Below are 21,845 nucleotides of genomic sequence, written 5' to 3'. Positions count from 1 at the left end.
TGTCACGGTGCGCTCCGTGACACACCCTCCGACCTGCACGTTCCCAGGGGGCGACGCACGGCTCGCGGCTCAGCGCGTCCAGGGGCGGACGGTGGCGACGGCATCGTCCGGGTCGAGCAGCGCCCGGCGGGTGCCGTCCGGCGGGCTGAAGGTCCGGCGCCGACCCGTTCGCCCGGATGGCGCATGATGTGGCGGGTGCAGAGTGCAGAACGCCCCGGAGCGGGCACCGGCAGCCCCCTCGGCCGGTCCGGACCAGTCCCTCCCGCCGGCCCACCGCGGGGCCCGGCCCCCGTTCCCCCCGACCTGACCGAGGCGGTCCGCGCCGCCCAGGACGGGGACGAGGAGGCGTTCCGGCTGCTGTTCCGGACCGTCCAGCCGGGCCTGCTGCGCTACCTGCGGGTGCTGGTCGGCGGACGGCCCGAGGACATGCAGGACGCCGAGGACATCGCCTCCGAGGCCTGGCTGCAGATCGCCCGCGACCTGCGCGGCTTCTCCGGCGACGGGGACGGCTTCCGCGGCTGGGCCGCCACCATCGCCCGCAACCGCGCCATGGACCACCTGCGCGCCCGGCGCCGCCGCCCGGTCGCCGACCTGCCCTTCGAGTACCTGGTCGAGCTCGCGGCCGGGGACGACACCGCGGGCGCCGCGCTGACCACCGTCGGCACCGCCGACGCGCTGGCGCTGATCTCCCGGCTGCCGCGCGACCAGGCCGAGGCGGTGCTGCTGAGAGTGGTCATGGGGCTGGACGCCGAGAGCGCCGCCCAGGTGCTCGGCAAGCGGGCCGGCAGCGTCCGGATGGCCGCCCACCGGGGGCTGCGGCGGCTGGCCAAGCTGCTGGAGCAGCCGTTCGCCTCCGGGGCCGGCATCCCGGCCGCCCGCCGGGTCGAACCGGGGGCCGGAAAGCAGCCGTCGGGCCCGGTGAAGGAGTCCGCGGGGGAGTCCGCGAAGGAACCCGCGAAGAGATTCGCGAAAAAAAGTTCTCCGCAGGGTGTGACAGAACGCCGGGCCGCGACGCTGAAGGACATGAGATGAGCACCAACCGATCCCGTCGGATCGACCGTGATACCGCCGAGCAACTGCTCGGCGGTGCCGTGGGCGGCCCGTCGGCCGGGCAGGACGCCTCGCTCACCGGACCGGACGGTCCCGGGCACGTCGCCCGGGTGCTGGCCGCGGCCGCCGCCCCGGCGACGGCGGCGGAACTGGCCGGGGAGGAGGCCGCACTGGCCGCGTTCCGGGAGGCGAGTCTCACGCCCGACCCCGTAGTGACCCCCTTCCGGAGACGATCGATGGCAACCGCCGCGCTGGCCAGGGCCTTCAGCACGAAGGCCGCTGCCGCCGTGCTCGGAGCCACCGCGCTGTGCGGGGTCGCGGTCGCCGCCGGCACCGGCAACCTGCCGTCCCCCCTGCTCGGCGGCCCGTCCGAGCCGGAGCACACGGTGGCCGTCCCGGGCGGCTCGACCGGCACCTCGTCGGGCGCGTCCGCCTCCGGCGCGGCCGGCACGGGCTCCGCCTCCTCGACCCCGTCCGGGTCCGCCAGGCCGTCCGTCGGCGCCTCCGGCGGGCCGCAGGCGGCCGTCCCCTCCGACACCGCCGCGCCCGGCACCCCCACGGCCGACGGACACGGCGCCCGACCCGTCCTGCCGTCCGCGATGGTCCCGCTCTGCCAGGGCTTCGCGGACCGGACGGGCAAGGGCGAGCGCCCGCACCAGCTGGCCGCCGACCCGCTCTTCGCCCAGCTGATCGCCGCGGCCGGCGGGGCGGACCGCGTGACGGACTACTGCAACGGGGACCTCGGCCAGCCGGGCGGCGACCACCAGGGCGCCACCGGACAGCCGGGCACCCCCGGCCGTACCGACCCCGGTACGGGCAACGGCAACGGCTCCGGGACCGACGGCAGGAACGGCGCGGACCCCGGCAAGGCCAACGCCAACGGCGGCCCGAACGCCAACGGCGGCGGCACCAACGGCCAGGACAGCGGCGGTAGCGGCGCCAAACCCGGCAAGGGCGGCGTGACCGTCCCGACCCCACCGGCCGCACCCACCCCGCCGGACATCCGTCCGAGCAGAACCGGCCCCTCCGAGGACGACCAGTCGGCCCGGAGATGACCCCCAGAACTCCGGGTGGGCGGCGAGCGACTCCCCCCGGGCTCGTCGCCCACCCGGACTGAACCACCCGCACCACCCGCACCACCCGCAGGACGCACAACCACCCGAAGACCCCGGGTGGCCGGTCGGCTCCCCCGTGCCCGCCGTCCACCCGGCCGGCCCCGGCCGGCCCGGCAGGCGCTCACCCCGGATGCGCCCCCGGCCCGGCGGGCCCGGAACGTGGGGGCCCCCCCCCCCCCCGCCCGGGGGGGCGCCCCCCCCCCCCCCCGGGGGGGGGGGGGGGGCGCCGGGCCGCCCCCCCCCCCCCCCCCCGGGGCGCCCCCCACCCCCGCGCCGGCGGTCGGGGGACCGCTGCCCGGTCCCCCGGCCGCCACCCCCGGTGCGAAGCCCCTCCGGGGCCCTCAGCGGCCCCTGCCCACCCGCGCCCGTCCTTCCGAGGGCCACCCCCACAACATCCCCCCGTCCCGCCCGGAACCCCGCCCCGGCCCCCGGCCATCCCCAACGACGAGGCGGCTATCGTGCACAGGTGCACGACGCGGCCCGGAACCCCGGGCGCCGCACGTGAGGGGAGCTGCAGGTGATCGGACGGGCGCTGAACGGGCGTTACGAACTCGTCGAGATACTCGGCGTCGGCGGCATGGCCACCGTTTGGCGCGGCGTCGACCACGTGCTGGGCCGCCAGGTGGCCGTCAAGGTCCTCAACGGGGGCCTGGCGGACGATCCCCGCTTCGCCGAGCGCTTCAGCCGGGAGGCGCAGCACGCCGCGATGCTGGTGCACCCGAGGATCGTCATGGTCTTCGACTCCGGCGTGGACCAGGGCACCCCGTTCATCGTCATGGAGCTGGTCGAGGGCCGTTCGCTGGCCGCCGTCCTGGCCCAGCAGCCGCAGCTGCCGATGGAGCGGGCGGTGGGGATCGCGGCGGCGGTCTGCGAGGCGCTGACGGTGGCCCACGCGGCCGAGCTGGTGCACCGGGACATCAAGCCCGGGAACATCATGATCACCGACGACGGCGGCGTGAAGGTCGTGGACTTCGGCATCGCCAGAGCGGGCTCCTCCAGCAACCTGACCCAGACCGCGAGCGTGCTCGGTACGGCCGCCTACCTCTCGCCCGAGCAGGCCACCGCCTCCGCCCTGGACGGCCGCACCGACCTGTACGCGGTCGGCTGCGTGCTGACCGAGATGCTCACCGGCGAGACCCCGTTCACCGCCGAGACCCCGGTGGCGATCGCCTTCAAGCACGTCAGCGAGCAGCCCCTGCCCCCGTCCGTACGGCGCCCCGGTCTGCCGCCGGCCCTGGACGCGGCCGTGCTGCGCCTGCTCGCCAAGAACCCGGCGGAGCGGCCCGCCGACGCCGCCGCGGCGCGTGCCGAGCTGCTGGGCACCGTCCCGGGCCTGGCCGTCGGCGACCCGACGGCGGAGCTGCTCGCCACCACCGCAGCCGCCACCCAGCTGCTCCCACCGGTCGCCCCGCCGCACCCGAACCAGCAGCACACCACCCTGCTGCCGCCCCACCTGCCCCAGCCGCCCCGGCCCGCAGCCGCCGCCACCTCGGTGATGGCCCCGATCCCGACCACGCCACCCGTGCCCGCCGCCCCGTCGGCCCCCGCCCGGAGCCGCCGCAGCAAGCCCTTGCTCCTCAGCGCCCTAGGCATCGCGGGCCTGGCCGGGGTCACCGCCCTGGCCCTCACCGCCTTCGACGAGCCGGCCGGCAACGCCGCCGCCGCCAAGGCGCCCCCCGCCGCCACCGCGCCCAGCAGTGCGGCGGCCGGGACCCCGACGCCGACGACGCCCCCCGGCGCCGCCCCCACCACGGCCGCAGGTCTCCCCGCCCCCACCCAGGCCGTCCCGCGCAACCAGCCCGCCGCGCTGCAGCTCCAGTCGTTCCGTCAGGCCGTCGCCCAGGCGCAGATCGCCAAGGAACGCGACCGCCAGGCGGAGCTGCTGCGGATCCTCGACGACACCGCCGACCGCCTCAACGGGGGCAACCCCGACGACGCGGCCCAGCAGCTCAAGGGCGCCCAGAAGGTGATCCGGGACCTGGGCAAGAAGCACGCCGTCGACGCCCCCACCTACGCCAACTGGAACGCCCGCCTCTCGGCTCTCTTCGCCACCCTCCACGCCACCGCAGGCGACCCGCAGGACGACTGACGCCGCGCCCGCGCGGCCCCGTGCCGGCGATCGGTTCCCTCGTCCCGGGTCTCTTCGACCTGCCGTGCTCGGTCGCCCCCGGACAAGCGTCGAGCCCCTGGTGGGCATCCACCAGGGGCTCGACGGGAGCTTGTGCGACTCAGGCGGTCGTCTCGGGGCGCGTCGCCTCGGTGGCCTTGGTCACGTTGGTCGGCGTGACGGCCGGACGGTCGGCGGGCTGCTGCGGGGCGGCCGTGCTCTGGGCGGTGCCGGCCTCCGCCGAGGGGTCCTCCTCGCGCATCGCCTTGGTCTCCGCCTTCAGGATGCGCATCGACTTGCCGAGGCCGCGCGCCATCTCCGGCAGCTTCTTCGACCCGAACAGCAGGATGACGACCGCCAGCACCACGAAGATGTGCCAGGGCTCAAGACCGTTCCGCAGCATCCCTGGCCACCGGTCCCTTCTTGTCTAGAGTCACGGGGGGCGCTAGCGCCCATGCTCGCCAGTATGCCTGGACCTGACGGCGAACGGATACACCGGCCGGGAAACGCTGGCCAAAAACCGGGTGCCGTTCAAGCGGATCATGGGTGTGGGCGGGCGTGTCCCGGGTGGTTCGGCGTGCCGCCTCACATCCGTACCGGCGCCGGTGCGATCAGTAGACGAACGGCACCAGCCGCTTCGAGACCGTACGGTACTGCGCGTACGCCGGGCCGAAGGCCGACAGCAGCAGCCGCTCCTCGGCGGCGATCCGCCAACCGTACGCGCCGAGCAGCAGCGTGACGACCACCAGGGCCGCCGCCCAGCCCGCCGTGCCGAGCGCGTAGCCGCCCCAGACCAGCAGGCTGCCGGCGTAGCCGGGGTGGCGGATCAACCGGTACGGGCCGGTGCGGACGACGTGCTGGGTGTCCACGGTGCGCAGGGTGCGGGTGTAGTAGCGGCCCAGGGTGCGCATGCCCCAGGCCCGCAGCGCCAGCCCGGCGGCGACCAGGGCGACCCCGAACCAGCTTGCCCAGGTGGGCAGTTCGCCGATCGAGGCGCGGCTGAACAGCACCACGACCAGGGCCGACGCGAGGTAGCAGCCGATCAGCAGCCGGGTCGAGCCGCGGTCGCGGTCGTCCGCGCGCCAGCTACCGGTGGCGGCGTCCTCGCGGCGGCGCAGCAACAGCTCGTAGCCGATCCAGCAGGCGAGGCCGAGCAGGGAGAGGAGGGACGGCAGGGACATGACGGCTCCTGACGGTCGTGGTCACCCCTTCACGGTCCTCCGGCCGGCCCGCCACGGCACGCACCCGGGGGTGGAAGCTCCGGCGTCCACCTCCGGGTGGACGGTCACCGGCCGGTCATCGCGGGCGCCGCGCCAACAGGTAGCCACGCCGGGTGGGCACCTCCTCGGGCAGGCCCTCCCGCTCCAGTCGCGCCTCGACGGCGAACCCGGCCTCGGCGAGTCGGGCGGCGACGGCGTCGGTCCCCCGGAAGTGGAAGTCCACGTCGACCCGGTGACCCCACCACTCCTCCATCCGCCGTACCTCGTCGCCCAGGTGGAAGGAGACCAGCAGTACCCCGCCGGGCCGCAGCACCCGCCGCATCTCGACGAAGGCGGGCAGCAGTTCCTCCGGCTCCAGGTGGATCACCGAGTACAGCGCCACCGCGGCCGCGAACTCCCCGTCGGCGGCGGGCAGCGCCAGCAGGTCGCCGGTGCGGAACTCCGCCTTCGGCTGCTCCCGCCGGGCCAGCTCGACCATCCGGGGCGACAGGTCGACGCCCACCACCCCGGCCCCCTGCTCGGCCAGCCACCCCGCCACGTGCCCCGGCCCGCACCCCAGGTCGGCGACCACCCCGCCGGCCGCCTCCTCCACGACCACCCCGAGCAGCGCCCGGTCCACCACCTTGTACGCCAGCTCGCCCCCGATCCGCCCCAGGTACTCCTCCGCCACCGCGTCGTAACTCCCGCGCACCCGCCCGTGACCAGTCGCCATGACCCCACCCTGACACGCCCACCCACCCCGGCGCCGGGCCTTTCCCCGCCCGGATGCGGTTCGGATCCTCCACCGACTCACCGAGCTGCAGCGGGCCCTGGACGGCGGCGACACGTCGATGCTCGACGTCAAGGCCCTTCAGGGGCACCACGCCCGGTGGCGGTTGAGGGTGGGGACTATCGGGTGGTGTACACCGTCGAAGACGGGGTGCTGATCGTTTGGGTCATGGCGGTCGGTCACCGGCGCGAGATCTGCCGGAGCCGCTAGATCCGGCCCCCGGACGGCGGAGAGCCCCCGCCCGGGGTGGGCGGGGGCTCTCGATGACTCGCGTGGATCGGGGTTGTCGGGTGGGTCAGGCGGCAACCGTCTCCGTCTCCGGGGCCGGGGCCGGGGTGGCGGCCGGGAGGTGGCGGAGGAGGCGGTGGGCGAGGAGGGCGGCGCCGAGCGCGAAGAGGAGGCCGACGGCGGCGGCGACGTGCAGGCCGTCGGTGAAGGCGTTGCGGGCGGTCTCCAGCAGGTCCGCGCCGAGCTGTCCGGGCAGGTGGGCCGCGACGGCGACCGCGCCGCCGAGGGTGTCCCGGGCCGTGTCGGCGGCCTGGCTGCCGACGCCGGTCGGGAGGGCGCCGTCCAGCTGGTGGCGGTAGACCGCGGCGCCCGCCGCGCCGAGCAGGGCGATGCCGAGCGAGCTGCCGAGTTCGACGGCGGTCTCGAAGGTGGCGGAGGCGGCGCCGGCCTGCTCGACCGGGGCGGCGGAGACGACCATCTCGGCGGTCATCGTCATGGTCCCGACCGTGCCCGCGGCCAGCACGCCCGCCGCGGTGAGGATGAGTGCCAGCGGCGAGTGGGCGCCGACCTGGGTCATCATCGCGAACCCGGCCGCGCCGACCAGGAAGCCGCCGCCCATCAGCGCCGCCGGGCGGACCTTGCCGGCCAGCGCGGAGCTGATCCCGATCGCCGCGCCGACGCCGACGCTCGGCACCAGTGACCAGAGCGAGGCGGTGAACGGGCTCATGCCCTTGACCAGTTGCAGGTACTGCGAGGTGAAGAGGGCGAAGCCCATCATCGCGAACATCGCGAGGGTGTTGACGCTGATCGCCCCGCTGAAGGTGCGGATCCGGAACAGGCTCAGGTCGATCAGCGGGCTGGCGGCGGTGCGCTGGCGCCGGACGAACGCGGCGGCGATCAGCAGCCCGGCGACGACGGCGAGCGCGGGCGGCAGGCTCCAGCCGTCCACGGCGAGGGTCTTGATCCCGTAGACCAGCGGCAGGATCGCGGCGAGGGAGAGCACGGCGCCGGGCAGGTCGAAGCGGCCGGTGCGGGCGGCGGTGCGGTACTCGGGGAGCAGGACGGGTGCGGTCAGCAGGACCAGGGCCATGACCGGGACGGCGAGCAGGAAGGCCGAGCCCCACCAGAAGTGGTCGAGCAGCAGGCCGCCCGCGACCGGGCCGAGGGTGGCTCCGGCGGTGAGCATGCCGCCCCAGGCGCCGAGGGCGATCTGCCGCTGCTTGGGGTCGTGGAACATGTTGCGGATCAGCGCGAGGGTCGAGGGCATCACGGTGGCCCCGGCGGCGCCGAGCACGGCGCGGGCGGCGATCAGCTGTTCGGCGCTGCCGGACCAGGCGGCCAGCAGCGAGGCGCCGGTGAAGCCGGCGGCGCCGATCATCAGCAGTCGGCGGCGGCCGATCCGGTCGCCCAGCGCGCCCATCGTGATGAGCAGCCCGGCCAGCAGGAACGAGTACATGTCCATGATCCACAGCTGCTGGGTGCCGCTGGGCGCCAGCGTGGTGGAGATGTACGGGACGGCGAAGAACAGCACGCCCATGTCCATGGACAGGACGAGTGTGGGGAGCAGGAGGACGGCCAGGCCGATCCATTCGCGGCGGCCTGCGCGGCCGGTGGTTGCGGTCATGGGGAAGACGGTACGGACGTGTCAGACGTTTGTCTAGTACGTATGTGTAAATCGATTGTCCTAGACATTCGTGCAAGACATCTGTGCAGTCCTTCCGTAGGATCAAGGGCATGGGAAACCGCGAAGACCTGATGGCCGGCGCCAAGCGCTGCCTGTACGAGAAGGGCTACGGGCGCACCACGGCCCGCGACATCGCGAGCGCCTCGGGCGTCAGCCTGGCCGCGATCGGCTACCACTTCGGCTCGAAGGACGCCCTGCTCAACGCCGCGATGATCGAGGCGATCGGTGAACTGGGGCAGGGCCTGGGGGCGGTGGTCGTCGCCGCCAACCAGAGCTCCGACGACCCGGAGGAACGCTTCGCCGCCGCCTGGGAGGGGCTCAAGGGCGTCTTCGCCGAGCACCGCGGGCTCTGGGCGGCCCAGTTCGAGGCGCTCGCCCAGGCCGGTCACGAGCCCGAGCTCGCGCAGGCCCTCGCGGAGGCGCAGAAGGAGGGTCGACTCGGGCTCGCCGCGCTGTTCCAGGGGCTGCCCGAGGTGCCGGACACCGAGGAGGAACTCGCCCGCGGCACCTTCTACCAGATCCTGCTGGCCGGGTACGTCGCCCAGTGGCTGGCCGCGCCCGAACTGGTACCCAGCGGGCAGGAGTTCCTGCGCGGGCTGCGGCTGGTCAGCGGCAGCGTACTGGGCGCCACCGCGGGCTGACGGCGGCCGCCGTCACGCGGTGACGGCCGTCAGCAGCACCACCGAGTCGACGTGGGCGAGCAGCCCGTGCCGCTCCTGCGGGACGGGTTCCAGCTCGCCGACGGACAGTTCCGTCCGCCGCCCGGCGATGGTCAGCGAGACCCGGCCGCGCAGCACCTGGACGCTTCCGGCGGTGGGCGGGGTGTGCTCGTCCAGTGCGGTGCCGGCGGTCAGCGCGATCACGGTCTGCCGCAGCACGCCGTCGTGCAGCACCAGGTGGGCGCTGCGGCCGTGCGGGCTCTCGGCCGCCAGGGCCGCGTGCTCCACGGCGAGCTGTTCGAGATCGGGCATCGCTCCTCCTCACCCCGTGCCCAGGGTCGCGGACGCGCTGTCGAAGCGCACCCGGAGGGGTCCGGAGCGGGTCACCCGAGGTGCAGCCCCCGCCGACTGCCCTCATCGTGGAGGCATGGCGACCAACGAGAGAATCCTGAGCGGGGTCCAGGTCAGCCGCTCGATGCTGGCCGGCGGCCTGGTGCTCACGGGCATCGGCTCGGTGCTCGGCGCGGCCGGGGCGGCGATGGTGTGCGCGGCGCTGCTCACCGCGGGCCGCAACTGGGTGCGCAGCCTGGAGACCCCGCCGACCGCACTCGCCCAGCGGGCCCTGCGCGAGGCCAGGGTGGCCTCCGCGGCCGGCTGGGAGGCCTGGCGCGCGGAGCACGGCTCGCCCAACTGAGCCGGCTCGCCCAGTCGGGCGCGTCCGTCCGTCCGCCCGTACGGGACGGGCGCGGCGGGCCGTCATGGGGGTACGGCCCGCCGCAGCTTGGAAATCCTCCAGCGCTCCTGCAGCGCGCCTACAGTCCCAGCGACTTGGCGACGATGCTGCGCATGACCTCGCTGGTGCCGCCGTAGATCCGGAACACCCGGTTGTCGGTGTAGAGCCGGGCGATCGGGTACTCCAGGATGTAGCCGTAACCGCCGTGCAGCTGAAGGCACTTGTCGATGACCACGGAGGCCGACTCGGTGCAGAACAGCTTCGTGGCGGCCGCGTCCGCGACGCTCAACTCGCCGTTCTGGTACAGCTCCAGCGCGCGGTCCACCATCGATTGCTGCGCCATCACCTGGGACTCGCAGTCGGCCAGGCTGAACTTGGTGTTCTGGAACTCGGCCACCGCCTTGCCGAACACCTTGCGCTCCTTGACGTACTGCACCGCGAACCGCACCGCCGCCGCGGCCGACGCGTACGCGCTGACGGCGATCGCGAGGCGCTCCTGCACCAGGTTGTGGGTCAGGTAGGAGAAGGCCCTGCCCTCCTCGCCGAGCAGGTTCTCCACCGGCACCTTGACGTCGCTGAACGCCAGCTCGGCGGTGTCCGAGGTGCGCAGGCCGATCTTCTGCAGCTTGCGGCCGACGGTGTAGCCCGGCGACGTGGTGTCCACGCACAGGATGGACAGGCCGGCCCGGCGGTTCTCCGGGTCGTACGGCGAGGTGCGGCAGACCACCAGGACCAGGTCGGCCAGCACGCCGCCGGTGATGAAGGTCTTGGCGCCGTTCAGGACGTAGTGGGTGCCGTCCTCGGAGAGCCGCGCGGTGGTGGTGATGCCCGCGAGGTCGGAGCCGGCGCCCGGCTCGGTCATCGCGATCGCGGTCATGATGTCGCCGGAGACGAAGCCGGGCAGCCAGCGCCGCTTCTGCTCCTCGTTCGCGTACTCCAGCAGGTACGGCAGCACCAGCCCGGTGTGCACGCCGGAGGAGCCGAAGCTCACGCCCGCCCGGGCGGTCTCCTCGGCGATCACCGCCTGGTACTTGAAGCCGCTCTCGCCCGCGCCGCCGTACTCCTCCGGCACCTCGATGCCGTAGATGCCGAGTCCGCCGAGCTGGCGGTAGAAGTCGCGCGGCGGGTGGCCGTCGGTCTCCCAGCTCTCGTAGACCGGGACGACCTCGTTGGCGATGAAGTCCCGGATGGTCTCCCGGAAGGCCTCGTGGTCCTCGTTGAACACGGTGCGGCGCACGGCGGCGCTCCCTTCGACGGTGCCGGCCGGAGTACCGGCCGCGGCGGAACGGCCCAGGTGGTGGCCCCACAAGTTAATCCCGGGTAGCTTCGACTGTCCAGAGTTGTCCGGCCCGGGATTCCGGGCGGACAGGGGCGGCAAGTGAATCCTTGCTAGCCTTTGGACGGCGTTCAAAGAAGCCCCCGGAGGAGGTGCGTCATGGTGGTCCGACGGCCGCCCGGTCGGCGCGCCCAGATCCTCGCGGTGGCCGCCGACCGCTTCCACCGCAGCGGCTACCACCAGGTCTCGATGACCGAGGTCGCCGCCGGGGTCGGCATCACCGCGCCCGCGCTCTACCGGCACTTCCGCGGCAAGCCCGAACTGCTGGACCGGGCCGTCCGGTTGGGCCTGGACGCGCTCGCCGACGGCCTGCGCGCGGCCGCCACCACCGCCGAACTCGGCGCCGTGCTGGCCGCCGTGGCGGTCGGTCACCGCCCGCTCGGCACCCTGGTGCAGCGCGACGCCCGACTGCTGCCGCCGGCCCGCCGGGCGGCGCTGCGGCGCGAACTCCGTGTCGACGCCGCCCTGATGACCGCCGTGCTGCGCGCCGAGCGGCCCGAACTGGCCGAGTCGGACGCCGAGTTGCTCTGCTGGTCGGCGCTCTCGGCCTGCTCCGGGCTGTCCTACCAGTCGGCCGCGCCGCAGTCCCGCCGGGCCGAGGCGCTGCTGCGCGGGATGGTCGCGGCCGTCCTTGCGGTGTCCCTGGACGGTACGGCCGCCGACCCCGAGACGGCCCCCGCGGCCGCCTCCGCCCCGGTCCCCGCACCCGCATCCGTGCCGGAGGCCAGGCCGCGGGCCCGCCGGGAGGAACTGCTCGCGGCGGCCGTCCGACTGTTCCACCAGCGCGGCTTCGACAACGTCAGCACCGACCAACTCGGCGCAGCCGTCGGCATATCCGGCCCCAGCGTGTACCGGCACTTCGACAGCAAGGCGCAGCTGCTCGCCGCCTCCCTGGTGGGCAGCCGCGAGCGGCTCCGGCACGAGGTGGACGGCGCGATCGCGGCCGCCGCCGGACCGGAGGCGGCGCTGACGGCCGGGCTCGGCACGTACGTCGACTTCGCGCTGCGCAACGGCGACTACCTGGGCGCGATGCTCAGCGAGACCGAGCGGCTGGCCCCGCCGGACCGCCGGGCCGCGGTGGACTTCCGGCGGGACTTCCTGCGCACCTGGGTCGAGCTGCTGCGGCAGGTGAGCCCCACGGTCGACGCGGTGGACGCCCGGATCCGGGTGCACGCGCTGTTCGCGCTGGTCAACGACGGAGTGCGGAACCGTCCGCACAGCACCCGGCCGGACCTCGGGGACTGTCTGCTGCGGCTCGGCGGGGCGGTGTTGGGACTGTCCTGACCCGCCGGGGCCGACCCGACGCGGCCGGTGCCGACCCGGCGCACGGGTCGGGCCGGGCACCCACCCCGTCGGCGCGGGGCGGGCACCCGGCCCGTTCGGGGCCGGCCGGCCCGGTCTCCCTGAGCTGGAAGTGCGAGAGTGGCGCGCTCCGGAGTGGCCGCTCCGCGGCGCCGTTGCCTGGCGTCGCGCGATCAGCATCCCCCGGCGACGTGGACAAACTCCACCAAACGGGTGGCATTTCCCTCGATGGTGGGGGATCGGTCAATTCGGAGTTGACCGTAATGCGTCATCGACTCGTCGTCCGTCATTCCGTCAGGAGGAAAGAAATGGTCGGCGGATTGTCGCACTGGCACACTGGGGACCCATGTCTGAAGGTGCCCCGACCGAGCCCACCCCCGCCGAGGACCTGCGCACCACCGAGGTCGATCTCGGCGGCCTGGTGAACGTCCTCGCCACCCACCTCTACTCCACCCCGCTGGTCGCCCTGCGCGAACTCGTCCAGAACGCCCACGACTCGCACACCCGCCGGCTCCTGGAAGACCCTGACGGCGACCACCGCCCGCTGATCCGGGTGCGTGCCGACGCCGCCCGGCGGACCGTCGCCATCGAGGACACCGGGGCCGGCCTCACCGAGCCCGAGATCCACTCCTACCTCGCCACCGTCGGCACCGGCTACACCCGGATGCTGCGCGAACTGACCGGCAACCAGGAGCTGATCGGCGCCTTCGGCCTGGGCTTCCTGTCCGCCTTCTCGGTCGCCGACGAGGTCACCGTCACCACCACCTCGCACCGCGAGCCGCGGCTCGGCCACCGCTACCGCAGCCGCGGCGGCGAGCAGTACCAGGTCGAGCCGGTCCCCGCCCGGCCGCAGCCGGGCACCGTGGTCGAGCTGGCGCTCAAGGCCGGGCACGCCCACCTCGCCGACGAACACGCGCTGCGCGAAGTCCTGGGCCGCTACTGCGTGTTGCTGCCGATACCGGTCTACGTCGGCGACGACACCGAGCCCGTCAACTCCGTCCAGGTGCCCTGGCGGCAGAACCTCGACGGCGACCAGCACACCGCCCGGATGCGCTTCGCCACCGCCTTCGGCCGCCGGTTCGAGCCGCTCACCGCCTTCCCCGTGCAGCCCGTCCGGGAAGAGGGGGGTGTCGAGGGCGGCACCGACGCGATCGGCCTGCTCTGGGTCCAGGACGGCGGCACCTACGGCAGCAGCGACAACCGCGACCTCGCCGTCTACCTGCGCGGCATGCTGCTCGCCGAGGACGCCCGCGACCTGCTGCCCAGCTGGGCCGGGTTCATCGGCGGCGTGGTCGAGTCCAGCCGGCTCACCCCCACCGCCAGCCGCGAGGACCTCCAGCGCGACGAGCACTACCGCGCGCTGCAGAAGGCCCTCGCCGACGCCATCGTGGACGGCCTGTACGAGACGGCCCGGCTGCGGCCCGCCGCCTGGCGCCGCATCCTCACCCGGCACGGCCAGGACCTGCTCGGTGCCGCGCTCTGCGACGACCGGCTGTTCACCCTGCTCGCCGACGACGTCCCGGTGCCGACCTCGCAGGGCGACCTCACCGCCGGCGGCCTGCGCGCGGCCGGCGGCGGAGCGGTGCACGTCGCGCTCGGCAGCGGCGGCGGCTTCGAGGAGATGCTCTACCGGGCGATGCAGGTGCCGATCGCCCGCGGCGACCGCTACGCCGTCCTGCCGTTCCTGCGCCGCTACGCCCAGCTGCGCGGCTGTCGGCTGGTCGAGCTGGGCAGCGAGCGCGGCAACCGCGAACTCTTCCGCGATCCGGAGCGCCCCCTGCCGCCCGAGGAGTCGGCCTGGCTGGCCGGCGCGCTCGCCGAGCCGGGCGAGCAGCTCGTCCCGGCCCGCTTCGACCCGCCCGGCCTGCCGCTGGTCCTGGTGCCGGACCGCGAGGCCGAGCTGAAGGCCCGGATCGAGGACGACCAGGCCGACGCCCGGATCCCGTCCGCCGCGCTGCGGCTGGCCCGGGCGTTCACCGCCCGCACCGACGGCGGGGCCAAGGCCCGGCTCTACCTCAACCTGGCCTGCCCGGCCGTCCAGGACCTGCTCACCGCCTACCGCACCGGGCACACCGGCAGCGCCACCGCGGCCGGTCTGCTCCGCTCGCTCAAGGTGATCATGGCCTCCGCCTCGGCCGGCCCCGCCGAGGGGGACCTCGGCGCCGCGCTGGCCGGCATCGGCACCGCGGTCTCCGCACTGACCGCCGCCGTCCCGGCCGGCCTGCCGTCCGTCCCGGACAGCCCCGGGGCGCTCTCGGGCGAGGCGTGACGGGCATGGCCGACGGATTGTCAGTGGCCTGCGGTAGACAACTGATCAGCACGACGCACGGGGAGCACGCATGACGACCGACATCTGGGCCTGGGTCCACGACACCCACCGCCAGCTCGCCGAGGCCGGCCACCGGCGGCTGGCCGACGCCATCTACGAGCTCCCCGGCCACGCCAACGAGGGCCGCAACGAGCAGCTGGACGCGGTCTACCCTGAGGCGGTGGCCGCCGCCCGGGCGCTCGGCCTGCCCTGGGTCGAGGTCTACCTGCGGCACTGGCGGATGCAGAACCTGCTGAACAAGCGCCACCAGGGCGAGCAGGCCCTGCCCGAGGCGGTCGAGCTGCTGGAGTTCGCCCACCGCGAGGAGACAGCCGGCTGCCCGCAGTCGGTCTGCGTGGTGCAGGACTTCGCGATCTGCCACGCCCGGGTCGACGGCCCCGGCTACGTGCCGCAGCGGCTGGAGGTGCTCGCCGAGACGCTGGAGCGGATCGAGCCCGCCCGCGCCTGCTTCGACTGCCTCTCCCGCGAGTACGCCGACGCGCTGGAGGACGACGGCCGCCCGGCCGAGGCGCTCAGCCACCTGGACACCGCGGCCGCCCGAATACAGGCCGCCGGCGAGCGCCTCTCGCTGCACTTCCACCACGCCCGGGCCGGCACCCTGCACCGGCTGGGCCGGCACGAGGAGGTGCTCGCGCTGGTCGACACCGCCGAACAGGCCGAGCGCACCCGGGGCCGCGAGCTCGACGAGAGCGACCGGCTCTGGGGCGGCCTGCTGCGGGCCCGTGCGCTGGCCTCGCTCGGCCGGACGGCGCAGGCGCTCCCGCTGCTGCCCTCCCGCGACGCTGCCGGGCACCACGCCGACCTGCGCCAGGCGTGGGCGGAGACGGTCGCCCTGCTGGTCGCGGCCGGCGCCTGGGAGAACGACGCCGAGCTGGGCGCCGTGCTGGCCGACTGGGTCGGGTACCTGGACGCCACCGGCTCGCACCGCCCGTGCGTGGACCTGCTGCTGGTGGCGGGTCGGCTGGCCGTCGCCCGCGGCGCCCGCACGGTGGCGCTCACGCTCGCCGCGACGGGGGAGCGTAAGCTCACCCAGTTGCTTCGCACCGACGGCGTGGCCGAGGAGGTCGCCGCGCTGCGCGCGGCCGCCGAGGCACTGCCGGTGTCCGAGCTGCCGGTTCCGCCCGGCGAACTGCCGGCGCACCTGGCCGAGGCCCGGGTGTCCTACGAGACCGGCGCCGACCTGCTCTCCGTCGCCCTGGACCGGTACCAGGGTGAGCAGGCCGGCGCCACCGAACTGACCCTCCTGCTGGCCAACGTGCTCGGCGGCCTCGGCCACGCCCGGGCCGCCGCCGACCTGCTGTGGCGGCGGCTGGAGGCCGACCCGGGCAGCGAGGAGCTGACCGGCACCCTCGGCCAGGCCCTGATCGAGGCCGCGGACGCCGAGGGGGTGCGCCGCCTCGCCGAGCGGCTGGCCGTGACCAGCCCGTCCGACGGGCACTGGATCCGCGCCCGCTGGGCCGCCGCCGAGGGCCGCTGGGCCGAGGTGCTGGAGCAGTGTGAGGCGATCCTCGCGCTGGACGACAGCCGGATCAACACCCGTCGGCTGGCCGCGACCGCCGCCACCCGGCTGGGCGACCACGCCACCGCGCAGCGGCTCTACCAGGACCTGCTGGAGCACGCCCTGCCGGCCGAGGAGGCCGGAGAGGAACAGCTGTACCGGACGGTCCAGGAGCCCGACCTCTGGCACCTGATCACCGCGGCCACCGCCAACCGGGACTGGGCCGTGGTCCGCTCCACCGGCGCGCGGATCGGCATCGAGTTCGACGAGCCCGAGGGCCCGGTCGACGAGGAGTGGCAGCTCGTCACGGTCCGCGCCACCCGTACCAACGGCGCGACGGCCGACCTGCCCGCCGTCCGGACCGGCCCGGCCACCGCCCGCATCCTGCCGGTGCTGGGCGACGACCTGACGCTCAACCACGGCGACGTGGTGGTGTTCGCCCCGGCCCTGCTGGAGCAGCCGCCGGGAGAGGACGTCCCCGAGGCGGAGCGGGTGGGCTGGCGCCCGGTGTTCGAGCTGCTGGCCCCGCTCGACCCGGCCGGCTACACCACCTACTGGATCGACGGCGCCTGGCCCGGCGACGAGGCCTGGGCCGCGCTGCGCGACGACCTGCGGGAGAGCGGCTACGCGGTCTGGGCGTACAGCGGGGAGCAGTACAGCGTCCACGACCCGGCGGACGAGGACGAGGAGGAGCAGCTGCCCGGCATCTACGCCGCGCTCGGGGTGCCCCCGACCGCCTCGGCCGCCGAGGCCGACGCGCTGCTGCACCGGCTCACCGCCGGCTGGGAGCACCCGCTCGCCTGGCTCGACCTGGCCAAGGCGGCGGAGGCGGACCTCGGCCGGCACACGGAGATCATCGAGCGCTACGGGCTCTGAGCCCCTGTTCCCCCGGCCACCCCGGCCACCCCGGCCACCCCGGCCACCCCGGCCCCGACGGTCACCACTGACCGCCGGGGCCGGCGGCGTGCTCTGGGGCGGGGGCGTCACCGTGCTCGGCTACTTCCTCGGGCAGATCCCCTTCGTCCGGGACAACATCGAGGCCATCCTGGTCGGCATCGTGCTGGTCTCGGTGATCCCGGTGGCGATCGAACTGCTCCGGGCCCGCCGTTCCGGCACGGCGTCCGCCGCCCGCCACCGCGCCGGGTAGGCGATCGCGGCGCAGGTCACGGGACGTCGCGTACATGTGCGTCACGCTGTTCGATCAGGCAAGGTGTAACCCGAGATCGAAGGGTGGCCGGCGGCCACCAGGGGCGGCGAGGAGTGGAAGTGCCTAAGCGGGGCCGACCGGGTGCGGGCAAGCGGACGAGGGGAGGCCGGGCGGTCCGTCAGGCGCGGCAGGCGCCGCCGAAGCCGGTGCACCCCGCCGACGCACCGCCCACCGAGGGCCTGCTCGGCCACCCCGCCCCGCCCGTCGAGCCGACCGTCGTCGTCCCGCTCGCCCCGCCCGTCCCCGAGACCAAGGGCCTGCTGACGCCGGAACCGACCCCGGAACCGACTCCGCCGCCACGCGCCGAGCCGCACCCCGAGCTCGCCGTCGACGTGCATCCCCGGGACGCCCGCCCCGGGGCGGAGCGCCCGGCCCGCCGCCGCTCGGTCGCCGAGGACACCCTCACCCCCGAGGAGTGGCGCGCGGCCGGCTACACCCCGCCCACCGGCATCCCGATCCCCGAACTCACCCCGGGCGGCCCCGGCGAGGCGCCCTGGCCGGACCGGATGCGCACCCTGCTGCGCACCCCGATGTCCGAGCGCCCCGCCTTCGAGCGGACCGCCCGTGAGCTGCACCCCTCCGTCGGCACCACCCGCAACGTCCCGCGCATCCTCGACCTGACGCTGCGCATCGGCGAGCTGCTGCTGGCCAGCGGCGAGGGCGCCGAGGACGTCGAGGCGGCGATGCTCGGCATCGCGCACGCCTACCGGCTGGACCGCTGCGAGCCGCAGGTGACCTTCACCCTGATCGGCATCTCGTACCAGCCCTCGCTGGTCGAGCCGCCGGTCACCGCCGACCGCGTGGTGCGCCGCCGCACCTCCGACTACACCCGGCTGAACGCGGTGTACGAGCTGGTCGCCGACATCACCGCGGAGAAGGTGACGGTCAACGACGCCTACCGCCGGCTGGCCCTGATCCGCCGCAACCGGCACCCGTACCCGGCCTGGCTGCTCGCCCTGACCACCGGTCTGCTGGCCGGCGCGGCGACCTTCCTGGTCGGCGGGCGGATCGACGACAAGGCCTGGCTGGTCTTCGCCAGCGCCTTCGTCGCGGCCGTGCTCGGCGACCGGCTGGCCTCCGCGCTGGCCCGGCGCCGGCTGCCGGAGTTCTACCAGTTCGTGGCGGCCGCGATGCCGGCCGCGGCCTCGGGCATCATCCTGTCCTTCAACGACTGGGGCCTGCGCGGTTCGGTCGTGATCACCGGTGGCCTGTTCGCCCTGCTGCCCGGGCGCGCCCTGGTCGCCGCCGTCCAGGACGGTCTGACCGGCTTCTACATCACCGCCGCGGCCCGCCTGCTGGAAGTGGTCTACCTGGTCGCGGGCATCGTGATCGGCGTGATGGTGATCCTCTACCTGGGGGTCGGCTTCGAGGCGAAGCTGAAGCCGGACGAGAGCCTGGCCGGCATCAGCTACCCGCCGGTCCAGATGGTCGCCGCGATGCTGCTGACCCTGGCCTTCGCGATGCTGCTGCAGACCGACCGCCGCACCCTCGCCCTGGTCACCGTCAACAGCGGCATCGGCTGGGCCAGCTACGGCGCGCTGGTCTACAACGCGGGTGTCAACCCGATCGCGGCGACGGGCGTGGCAGCCGGCCTGGTCGGCCTCTTCGGCCAGCTGATGGCGCGCTACCGCAACGGTTCGGCGCTGCCGTACGTGACCGCCGCGATCGGCCCGCTGATGCCGGGTTCGGCGCTCTACCTCGGGATGCTGGCCTTCGCCCAGGGGCACTCCAGCACCGGCCTGGTGTCGGTCTTCCGGGCGGCGGCGATCGCGATGGCGCTGGCGGTCGGGGTGAACCTCGGTGGGGAGATCGCCCGGCTGTTCCTGAAGCTGCCGGTCGGCGCCGAGCTCCCCTCGCTCTACCCGGCGGTGCCGCGCCGGGCGGCGAAGCGCACCCGGGGGTTCTGATCGCACGTCGGCCGGTGTTGGAGGCGTGTTGGGCCCCGGGCCATGTCACGGCGGGCAGGACGCAGGACCAGGAACGAAGGTAAGACCCATGACCACACTGCTGGACGGCTACCGCGAGCACATCGTCAACGCGCACAAGCAACCGCTGTTCCTGCTGCTGGTCGGCTTCATCACCTCCTTCGTCTTCATCCGCTTCAGCGTGCGGATGATCCGCGCCCAGGTGCGCTGGTGGCCCGGCAACGTCACCCCGGGCGGCCTGCACATCCACCACATGGTGTTCGGCCTGGGCTTCCTGCTGGTCGGCGGCATCGGGGTGTTCGCGACCCACGGCGGGACCCCGTGGATCAACTTGTTCGGGTTGCTCTTCGGCATCGGCTGCGGCCTGGTGCTGGACGAGTTCGCGCTGATCCTGCACCTGGACGACGTGTACTGGAGCGAGCAGGGCCGCAAGTCGGTGGACGCGGTGATCTTCGGGATCCTGTTCACCGCCCTGCTGCTGATCGGGTACGTGCCGTTCGGCGCCCTGCCCGGCGAGGAGACCCGGTGGGGCCTGATCACGGTGATCTCGGTGAACGCGCTGGCCTCGGTGATCTCCCTGCTCAAGGGCAAGATGTGGACCGGCCTGCTCGGGATCATGATCCCCGGCCTGTCCTGGATCGGCGCGATCCGGCTGGCCCGCCCGAGCAGCCCGTGGGCCCGCTGGCGGTACAAGCCGCGCTCCAGGCGCCGGGCGCGTGCGCTGCGGCGTGAGCGCCTGCTGCACCGGCGCGCCGACCGGGCCCGCACCTGGCTCTTCGACCTGATCGCCGGCGCCCCCGACAAGGTGTCCGCCAACCACCCGGCCGCCCACCGGGTCGCGGAGCGGATGGCCGCCCGGGCCTCCGCCCACCTCGACGCGCACGCCGCCCGGGCGCTGGCCCGCCGCCAGGCCCGGCTGGTCGACCGGCGCTCAGCGGCCGCCGCCGGGGCGGCGGCGCTCCCGCCCACGGCGCAGGCGCAGGCGGTGGAGGGCGCCTCCGGCAGCGGTCCGGGCCGTTCCCGAGGGGCGAAGCAGCGCCGCCGTACGGTCCGGGCCGGGCGCAATCGGACGTACGTGCTGGGCCCGACCGGGCAGGAGCGCCGGCCCGAGCGACACCCCCACCTGCGGACGCGAACCCGCCGGATCCACCGGTAGTTCGTATGCAGTGCGCGCCCGGCGGGAGTTGACGTCCGGTCGGATCATCGGATGGTCACCCGGCTGGCAGAGCGCGTTCGAGGTGTGAAAAGCGCCGGAGTTGAGAACATGGGCGGCGAGTGACCGTTCTGTCATGTAATGGGACGATTCATCGGACTCCCCGCCATCCGGCCGCCCGCCCGCGCGCCGCTCGGCGTCCGCCGCCGTCCCCTCGGACCCGTGAGAAGGGATGTCTCGTGGCGCGCAGGCTCCTGCCGACCCTCCTGTTGTCCCTCACCGCCCTGCTCGGGCTGCTCCCCGCCGCCCAGGCCGCCCCCGCCGAGCCCGAACCGGTCCCCGGCCAGGCCCGGGGAGAAGCCGGGGGAGCGGACCCGTACCCGACCAGCGAGGAGATCGACCGGGCCCGCGCCGAGGCCGACGGCAAGGCCGCCACGGTCGCCGCCCTGGAGACCGCGCTCACCGCCGCCCGGACCGAACTCGACCAGGCCGGCCGCAGCGCCGAACAGGCCGTCGAGGCCTACAACGGCGCCCAGCTCGCCCTCACCCGGGCCCGCGCCGACGAGACCGCAGCCGCCCGGCGCGCGGCCGCCGCCGAGGCCGAGCGCTCCGAGGCCGCCGAGGCCGCCGCCGGACTGGCCGCCGAGATGTACCGCCAGGGAGCGGGCGCCGAACTGTCCGCGCTCAACGCCCTGCTCGGCGCCCACGGCCCGCGCGAGGCCGGCGACCGGGCGGCCGCGGTCGGCGTGGCCAGCGAGCGGACCCGGCAGATCCTGGACGCAGCCACCTCCACGGCCGCCGCCGCCAAGGCCGCCTCCGCCACCGCCCGCACCGCCACCGCGGCCGCCGAGAAGGCCGCGGCCGAGGTCGGCGCCGCCAAGGCGCGGGCCGGGCAGCGGCTGGCCGCCCAGCAGGACGAGGTCGCCGCCGCCACCCAGCGCCGGGAACGCCTGCTCGCCGACCTGGCCGCCGCCCGGAACACCACCGTCGAGCTGGAGCGCAAGCGCCGCGAGGCCCTGGAGGCGATCGCCGCCCGCGATGCGGAGGCAGCCGCCCGTGCCGCCGCCGAACGGGCCGCCCGCGACGCCGAGGCGGCAGCCGCTGCCGCCGCCGCGGCCAAGACCCCGGCGGTGCCGCCGGTCGCCCGCCCCTGGTCCGCCGAGGGCGCGGCCGCCGCCGTGGCCTTCGCCCGTTCCAAGATCGGCCTTCCGTACATCTGGGGCGGGGAGGGCCCGGACGGCTACGACTGCTCGGGGCTGACCATGATGGCCTGGCGCACCGGCGGCAAGGAGCTCAACCACTTCGCCGCCGACCAGTACGCCCAGTCCACCCCGATCACCTACCGCCAACTGCGCCCCGGCGATCTGGTCTTCTGGACCGACACCGGCCGCGCCGCCGACATCCACCACGTCGGCCTCTACATCGGCGACGACCAGATGATCGAGGCCCCCCGCGTCGGCATGCCGGTCAAACAGGCCAGCCTCTGGATCATGGGCACCCCCGACTTCTACGCCCGCCCTTGACGGCCGA

The 21,845-nt window shown here is 74.8% G+C and carries 18 protein-coding genes and 1 pseudogene; 13 read left to right on the top strand and 6 right to left on the bottom strand.

The window, feature by feature from the left end:
• Nucleotides 1–186: 186 nt before the first annotated feature.
• The 3 genes from ACIRYZ_RS10530 (at nt 187) to ACIRYZ_RS10520 (ending at nt 4,254) form a co-directional block, all read left to right on the top strand.
• Nucleotides 187–1,032 (top strand): RNA polymerase sigma factor, encoded by an 846-nt coding sequence (locus ACIRYZ_RS10530; protein WP_402942095.1) that lies wholly within the window; start codon nt 187–189, stop codon nt 1,030–1,032.
• Nucleotides 1,029–2,105: a hypothetical protein gene (locus ACIRYZ_RS10525; RefSeq protein ID WP_402941968.1), complete on the top strand. Its 1,077-nt coding sequence runs from the start codon at nt 1,029–1,031 to the stop codon at nt 2,103–2,105. Before ACIRYZ_RS10530 ends, ACIRYZ_RS10525 begins: the two co-directional genes overlap by 4 nt.
• Before the next feature lie 577 nt (nt 2,106–2,682).
• Nucleotides 2,683–4,254, top strand: a complete 1,572-nt coding sequence (locus ACIRYZ_RS10520) for a protein kinase (RefSeq protein ID WP_402941966.1) — start codon at nt 2,683–2,685, stop codon at nt 4,252–4,254.
• A 139-nt stretch (nt 4,255–4,393) separates the two neighbouring features.
• Here the strand turns inward: ACIRYZ_RS10520 and tatA are convergent, their stop codons facing one another.
• The 3 genes from tatA to ACIRYZ_RS10505 all read right to left on the bottom strand — a co-directional run bounded on the left by tatA (nt 4,394) and on the right by ACIRYZ_RS10505 (nt 6,204).
• Nucleotides 4,394–4,675 carry a Sec-independent protein translocase subunit TatA gene (tatA, locus tag ACIRYZ_RS10515; protein ID WP_393028079.1) on the bottom strand — a complete coding sequence of 94 codons (282 nt, stop codon included), beginning with the start codon at nt 4,673–4,675 and terminating at the stop codon, nt 4,394–4,396.
• A 208-nt stretch (nt 4,676–4,883) separates the two neighbouring features.
• Nucleotides 4,884–5,453 carry a methyltransferase family protein gene (locus tag ACIRYZ_RS10510; protein ID WP_402941964.1) on the bottom strand — a complete coding sequence of 190 codons (570 nt, stop codon included), beginning with the start codon at nt 5,451–5,453 and terminating at the stop codon, nt 4,884–4,886.
• A gap of 115 nt (nt 5,454–5,568) precedes the next feature.
• Nucleotides 5,569–6,204 (bottom strand): class I SAM-dependent DNA methyltransferase, encoded by a 636-nt coding sequence (locus ACIRYZ_RS10505; RefSeq protein WP_402941962.1) that lies wholly within the window; start codon nt 6,202–6,204, stop codon nt 5,569–5,571.
• A gap of 43 nt (nt 6,205–6,247) precedes the next feature.
• On the opposite strand from ACIRYZ_RS10505, the pseudogene ACIRYZ_RS10500 reads away from it, so the two are divergent.
• Nucleotides 6,248–6,471 (top strand): annotated as a pseudogene (locus ACIRYZ_RS10500) (type II toxin-antitoxin system RelE/ParE family toxin); the annotation flags it as partial.
• A gap of 85 nt (nt 6,472–6,556) precedes the next feature.
• On the opposite strand, the gene ACIRYZ_RS10495 reads toward ACIRYZ_RS10500, so the two are convergent.
• Nucleotides 6,557–8,113 carry an MFS transporter gene (locus tag ACIRYZ_RS10495; RefSeq protein WP_402941961.1) on the bottom strand — a complete coding sequence of 519 codons (1,557 nt, stop codon included), beginning with the start codon at nt 8,111–8,113 and terminating at the stop codon, nt 6,557–6,559.
• A gap of 110 nt (nt 8,114–8,223) precedes the next feature.
• Between ACIRYZ_RS10495 and ACIRYZ_RS10490 the strand changes: the two genes are divergently transcribed.
• On the top strand, nt 8,224–8,814 hold the full coding sequence (locus ACIRYZ_RS10490) for a TetR/AcrR family transcriptional regulator (protein WP_402941959.1): 591 nt from the start codon (nt 8,224–8,226) through the stop codon (nt 8,812–8,814).
• A 12-nt stretch (nt 8,815–8,826) separates the two neighbouring features.
• Here the strand turns inward: ACIRYZ_RS10490 and ACIRYZ_RS10485 are convergent, their stop codons facing one another.
• Nucleotides 8,827–9,144 (bottom strand): cupin, encoded by a 318-nt coding sequence (locus ACIRYZ_RS10485; protein ID WP_393028074.1) that lies wholly within the window; start codon nt 9,142–9,144, stop codon nt 8,827–8,829.
• 115 nt (nt 9,145–9,259) lie between these two features.
• Here ACIRYZ_RS10485 and ACIRYZ_RS10480 point away from each other — a divergent pair, with 115 nt between their 5' ends.
• Nucleotides 9,260–9,526: a hypothetical protein gene (locus ACIRYZ_RS10480; RefSeq protein WP_387619769.1), complete on the top strand. Its 267-nt coding sequence runs from the start codon at nt 9,260–9,262 to the stop codon at nt 9,524–9,526.
• 118 nt (nt 9,527–9,644) lie between these two features.
• Here the strand turns inward: ACIRYZ_RS10480 and ACIRYZ_RS10475 are convergent, their stop codons facing one another.
• Nucleotides 9,645–10,802, bottom strand: coding sequence for an acyl-CoA dehydrogenase family protein (locus ACIRYZ_RS10475; RefSeq protein WP_402941956.1), 1,158 nt, complete (start codon nt 10,800–10,802; stop codon nt 9,645–9,647).
• A gap of 198 nt (nt 10,803–11,000) precedes the next feature.
• Between ACIRYZ_RS10475 and ACIRYZ_RS10470 the strand changes: the two genes are divergently transcribed.
• From ACIRYZ_RS10470 to ACIRYZ_RS10440, 7 genes are all read left to right on the top strand, one after another.
• Nucleotides 11,001–12,185, top strand: a complete 1,185-nt coding sequence (locus tag ACIRYZ_RS10470) for a TetR/AcrR family transcriptional regulator (RefSeq protein ID WP_402941954.1) — start codon at nt 11,001–11,003, stop codon at nt 12,183–12,185.
• 364 nt (nt 12,186–12,549) lie between these two features.
• Complete coding sequence (locus ACIRYZ_RS10465) at nt 12,550–14,472, top strand: ATP-binding protein (RefSeq protein WP_402941953.1); 1,923 nt, start codon at nt 12,550–12,552, stop codon at nt 14,470–14,472.
• Nucleotides 14,473–14,542: 70 nt separating this feature from the next.
• Nucleotides 14,543–16,906, top strand: coding sequence for a hypothetical protein (locus ACIRYZ_RS10460; RefSeq protein WP_402941951.1), 2,364 nt, complete (start codon nt 14,543–14,545; stop codon nt 16,904–16,906).
• A gap of 88 nt (nt 16,907–16,994) precedes the next feature.
• On the top strand, nt 16,995–17,177 hold the full coding sequence (locus ACIRYZ_RS10455) for a hypothetical protein (RefSeq protein WP_402941949.1): 183 nt from the start codon (nt 16,995–16,997) through the stop codon (nt 17,175–17,177).
• 119 nt (nt 17,178–17,296) lie between these two features.
• Nucleotides 17,297–19,144, top strand: coding sequence for a threonine/serine exporter ThrE family protein (locus ACIRYZ_RS10450; RefSeq protein ID WP_402941947.1), 1,848 nt, complete (start codon nt 17,297–17,299; stop codon nt 19,142–19,144).
• Between the two features lie 88 nt (nt 19,145–19,232).
• On the top strand, nt 19,233–20,318 hold the full coding sequence (locus ACIRYZ_RS10445; protein ID WP_402941945.1) for a hypothetical protein: 1,086 nt from the start codon (nt 19,233–19,235) through the stop codon (nt 20,316–20,318).
• A gap of 236 nt (nt 20,319–20,554) precedes the next feature.
• Nucleotides 20,555–21,838: a C40 family peptidase gene (locus ACIRYZ_RS10440; protein WP_402941943.1), complete on the top strand. Its 1,284-nt coding sequence runs from the start codon at nt 20,555–20,557 to the stop codon at nt 21,836–21,838.
• Nucleotides 21,839–21,845: the final 7 nt, after the last annotated feature.

It is taken from the genome of Kitasatospora sp. NPDC101155 (assembly GCF_044768305.1).
In the GTDB taxonomy this organism is placed as follows: Bacteria; Actinomycetota; Actinomycetes; order Streptomycetales; family Streptomycetaceae; genus Kitasatospora.
The sequence above is the reverse complement of the archived record's forward strand: the minus strand, read 5'-3'. Positions and strand labels throughout refer to the sequence as shown.

What these genes read in the sequence shown, in the direction of transcription:
- ACIRYZ_RS10530 (WP_402942095.1), top strand. Translation starts at nt 187, where the DNA reads ATGTGGCGGGTGCAGAGTGCAGAACGCCCCGGAGCGGGCACCGGCAGC.
- ACIRYZ_RS10525 (WP_402941968.1), top strand. Translation starts at nt 1,029, where the DNA reads ATGAGCACCAACCGATCCCGTCGGATCGACCGTGATACCGCCGAGCAA.
- tatA (WP_393028079.1), bottom strand. Translation starts at nt 4,675, where the DNA reads ATGCTGCGGAACGGTCTTGAGCCCTGGCACATCTTCGTGGTGCTGGCG.
- ACIRYZ_RS10510 (WP_402941964.1), bottom strand. Translation starts at nt 5,453, where the DNA reads ATGTCCCTGCCGTCCCTCCTCTCCCTGCTCGGCCTCGCCTGCTGGATC.
- ACIRYZ_RS10505 (WP_402941962.1), bottom strand. Translation starts at nt 6,204, where the DNA reads ATGGCGACTGGTCACGGGCGGGTGCGCGGGAGTTACGACGCGGTGGCG.
- ACIRYZ_RS10495 (WP_402941961.1), bottom strand. Translation starts at nt 8,113, where the DNA reads ATGACCGCAACCACCGGCCGCGCAGGCCGCCGCGAATGGATCGGCCTG.
- ACIRYZ_RS10490 (WP_402941959.1), top strand. Translation starts at nt 8,224, where the DNA reads ATGGGAAACCGCGAAGACCTGATGGCCGGCGCCAAGCGCTGCCTGTAC.
- ACIRYZ_RS10485 (WP_393028074.1), bottom strand. Translation starts at nt 9,144, where the DNA reads ATGCCCGATCTCGAACAGCTCGCCGTGGAGCACGCGGCCCTGGCGGCC.
- ACIRYZ_RS10480 (WP_387619769.1), top strand. Translation starts at nt 9,260, where the DNA reads ATGGCGACCAACGAGAGAATCCTGAGCGGGGTCCAGGTCAGCCGCTCG.
- ACIRYZ_RS10470 (WP_402941954.1), top strand. Translation starts at nt 11,001, where the DNA reads ATGGTGGTCCGACGGCCGCCCGGTCGGCGCGCCCAGATCCTCGCGGTG.
- ACIRYZ_RS10465 (WP_402941953.1), top strand. Translation starts at nt 12,550, where the DNA reads ATGTCTGAAGGTGCCCCGACCGAGCCCACCCCCGCCGAGGACCTGCGC.
- ACIRYZ_RS10460 (WP_402941951.1), top strand. Translation starts at nt 14,543, where the DNA reads ATGACGACCGACATCTGGGCCTGGGTCCACGACACCCACCGCCAGCTC.
- ACIRYZ_RS10445 (WP_402941945.1), top strand. Translation starts at nt 19,233, where the DNA reads ATGACCACACTGCTGGACGGCTACCGCGAGCACATCGTCAACGCGCAC.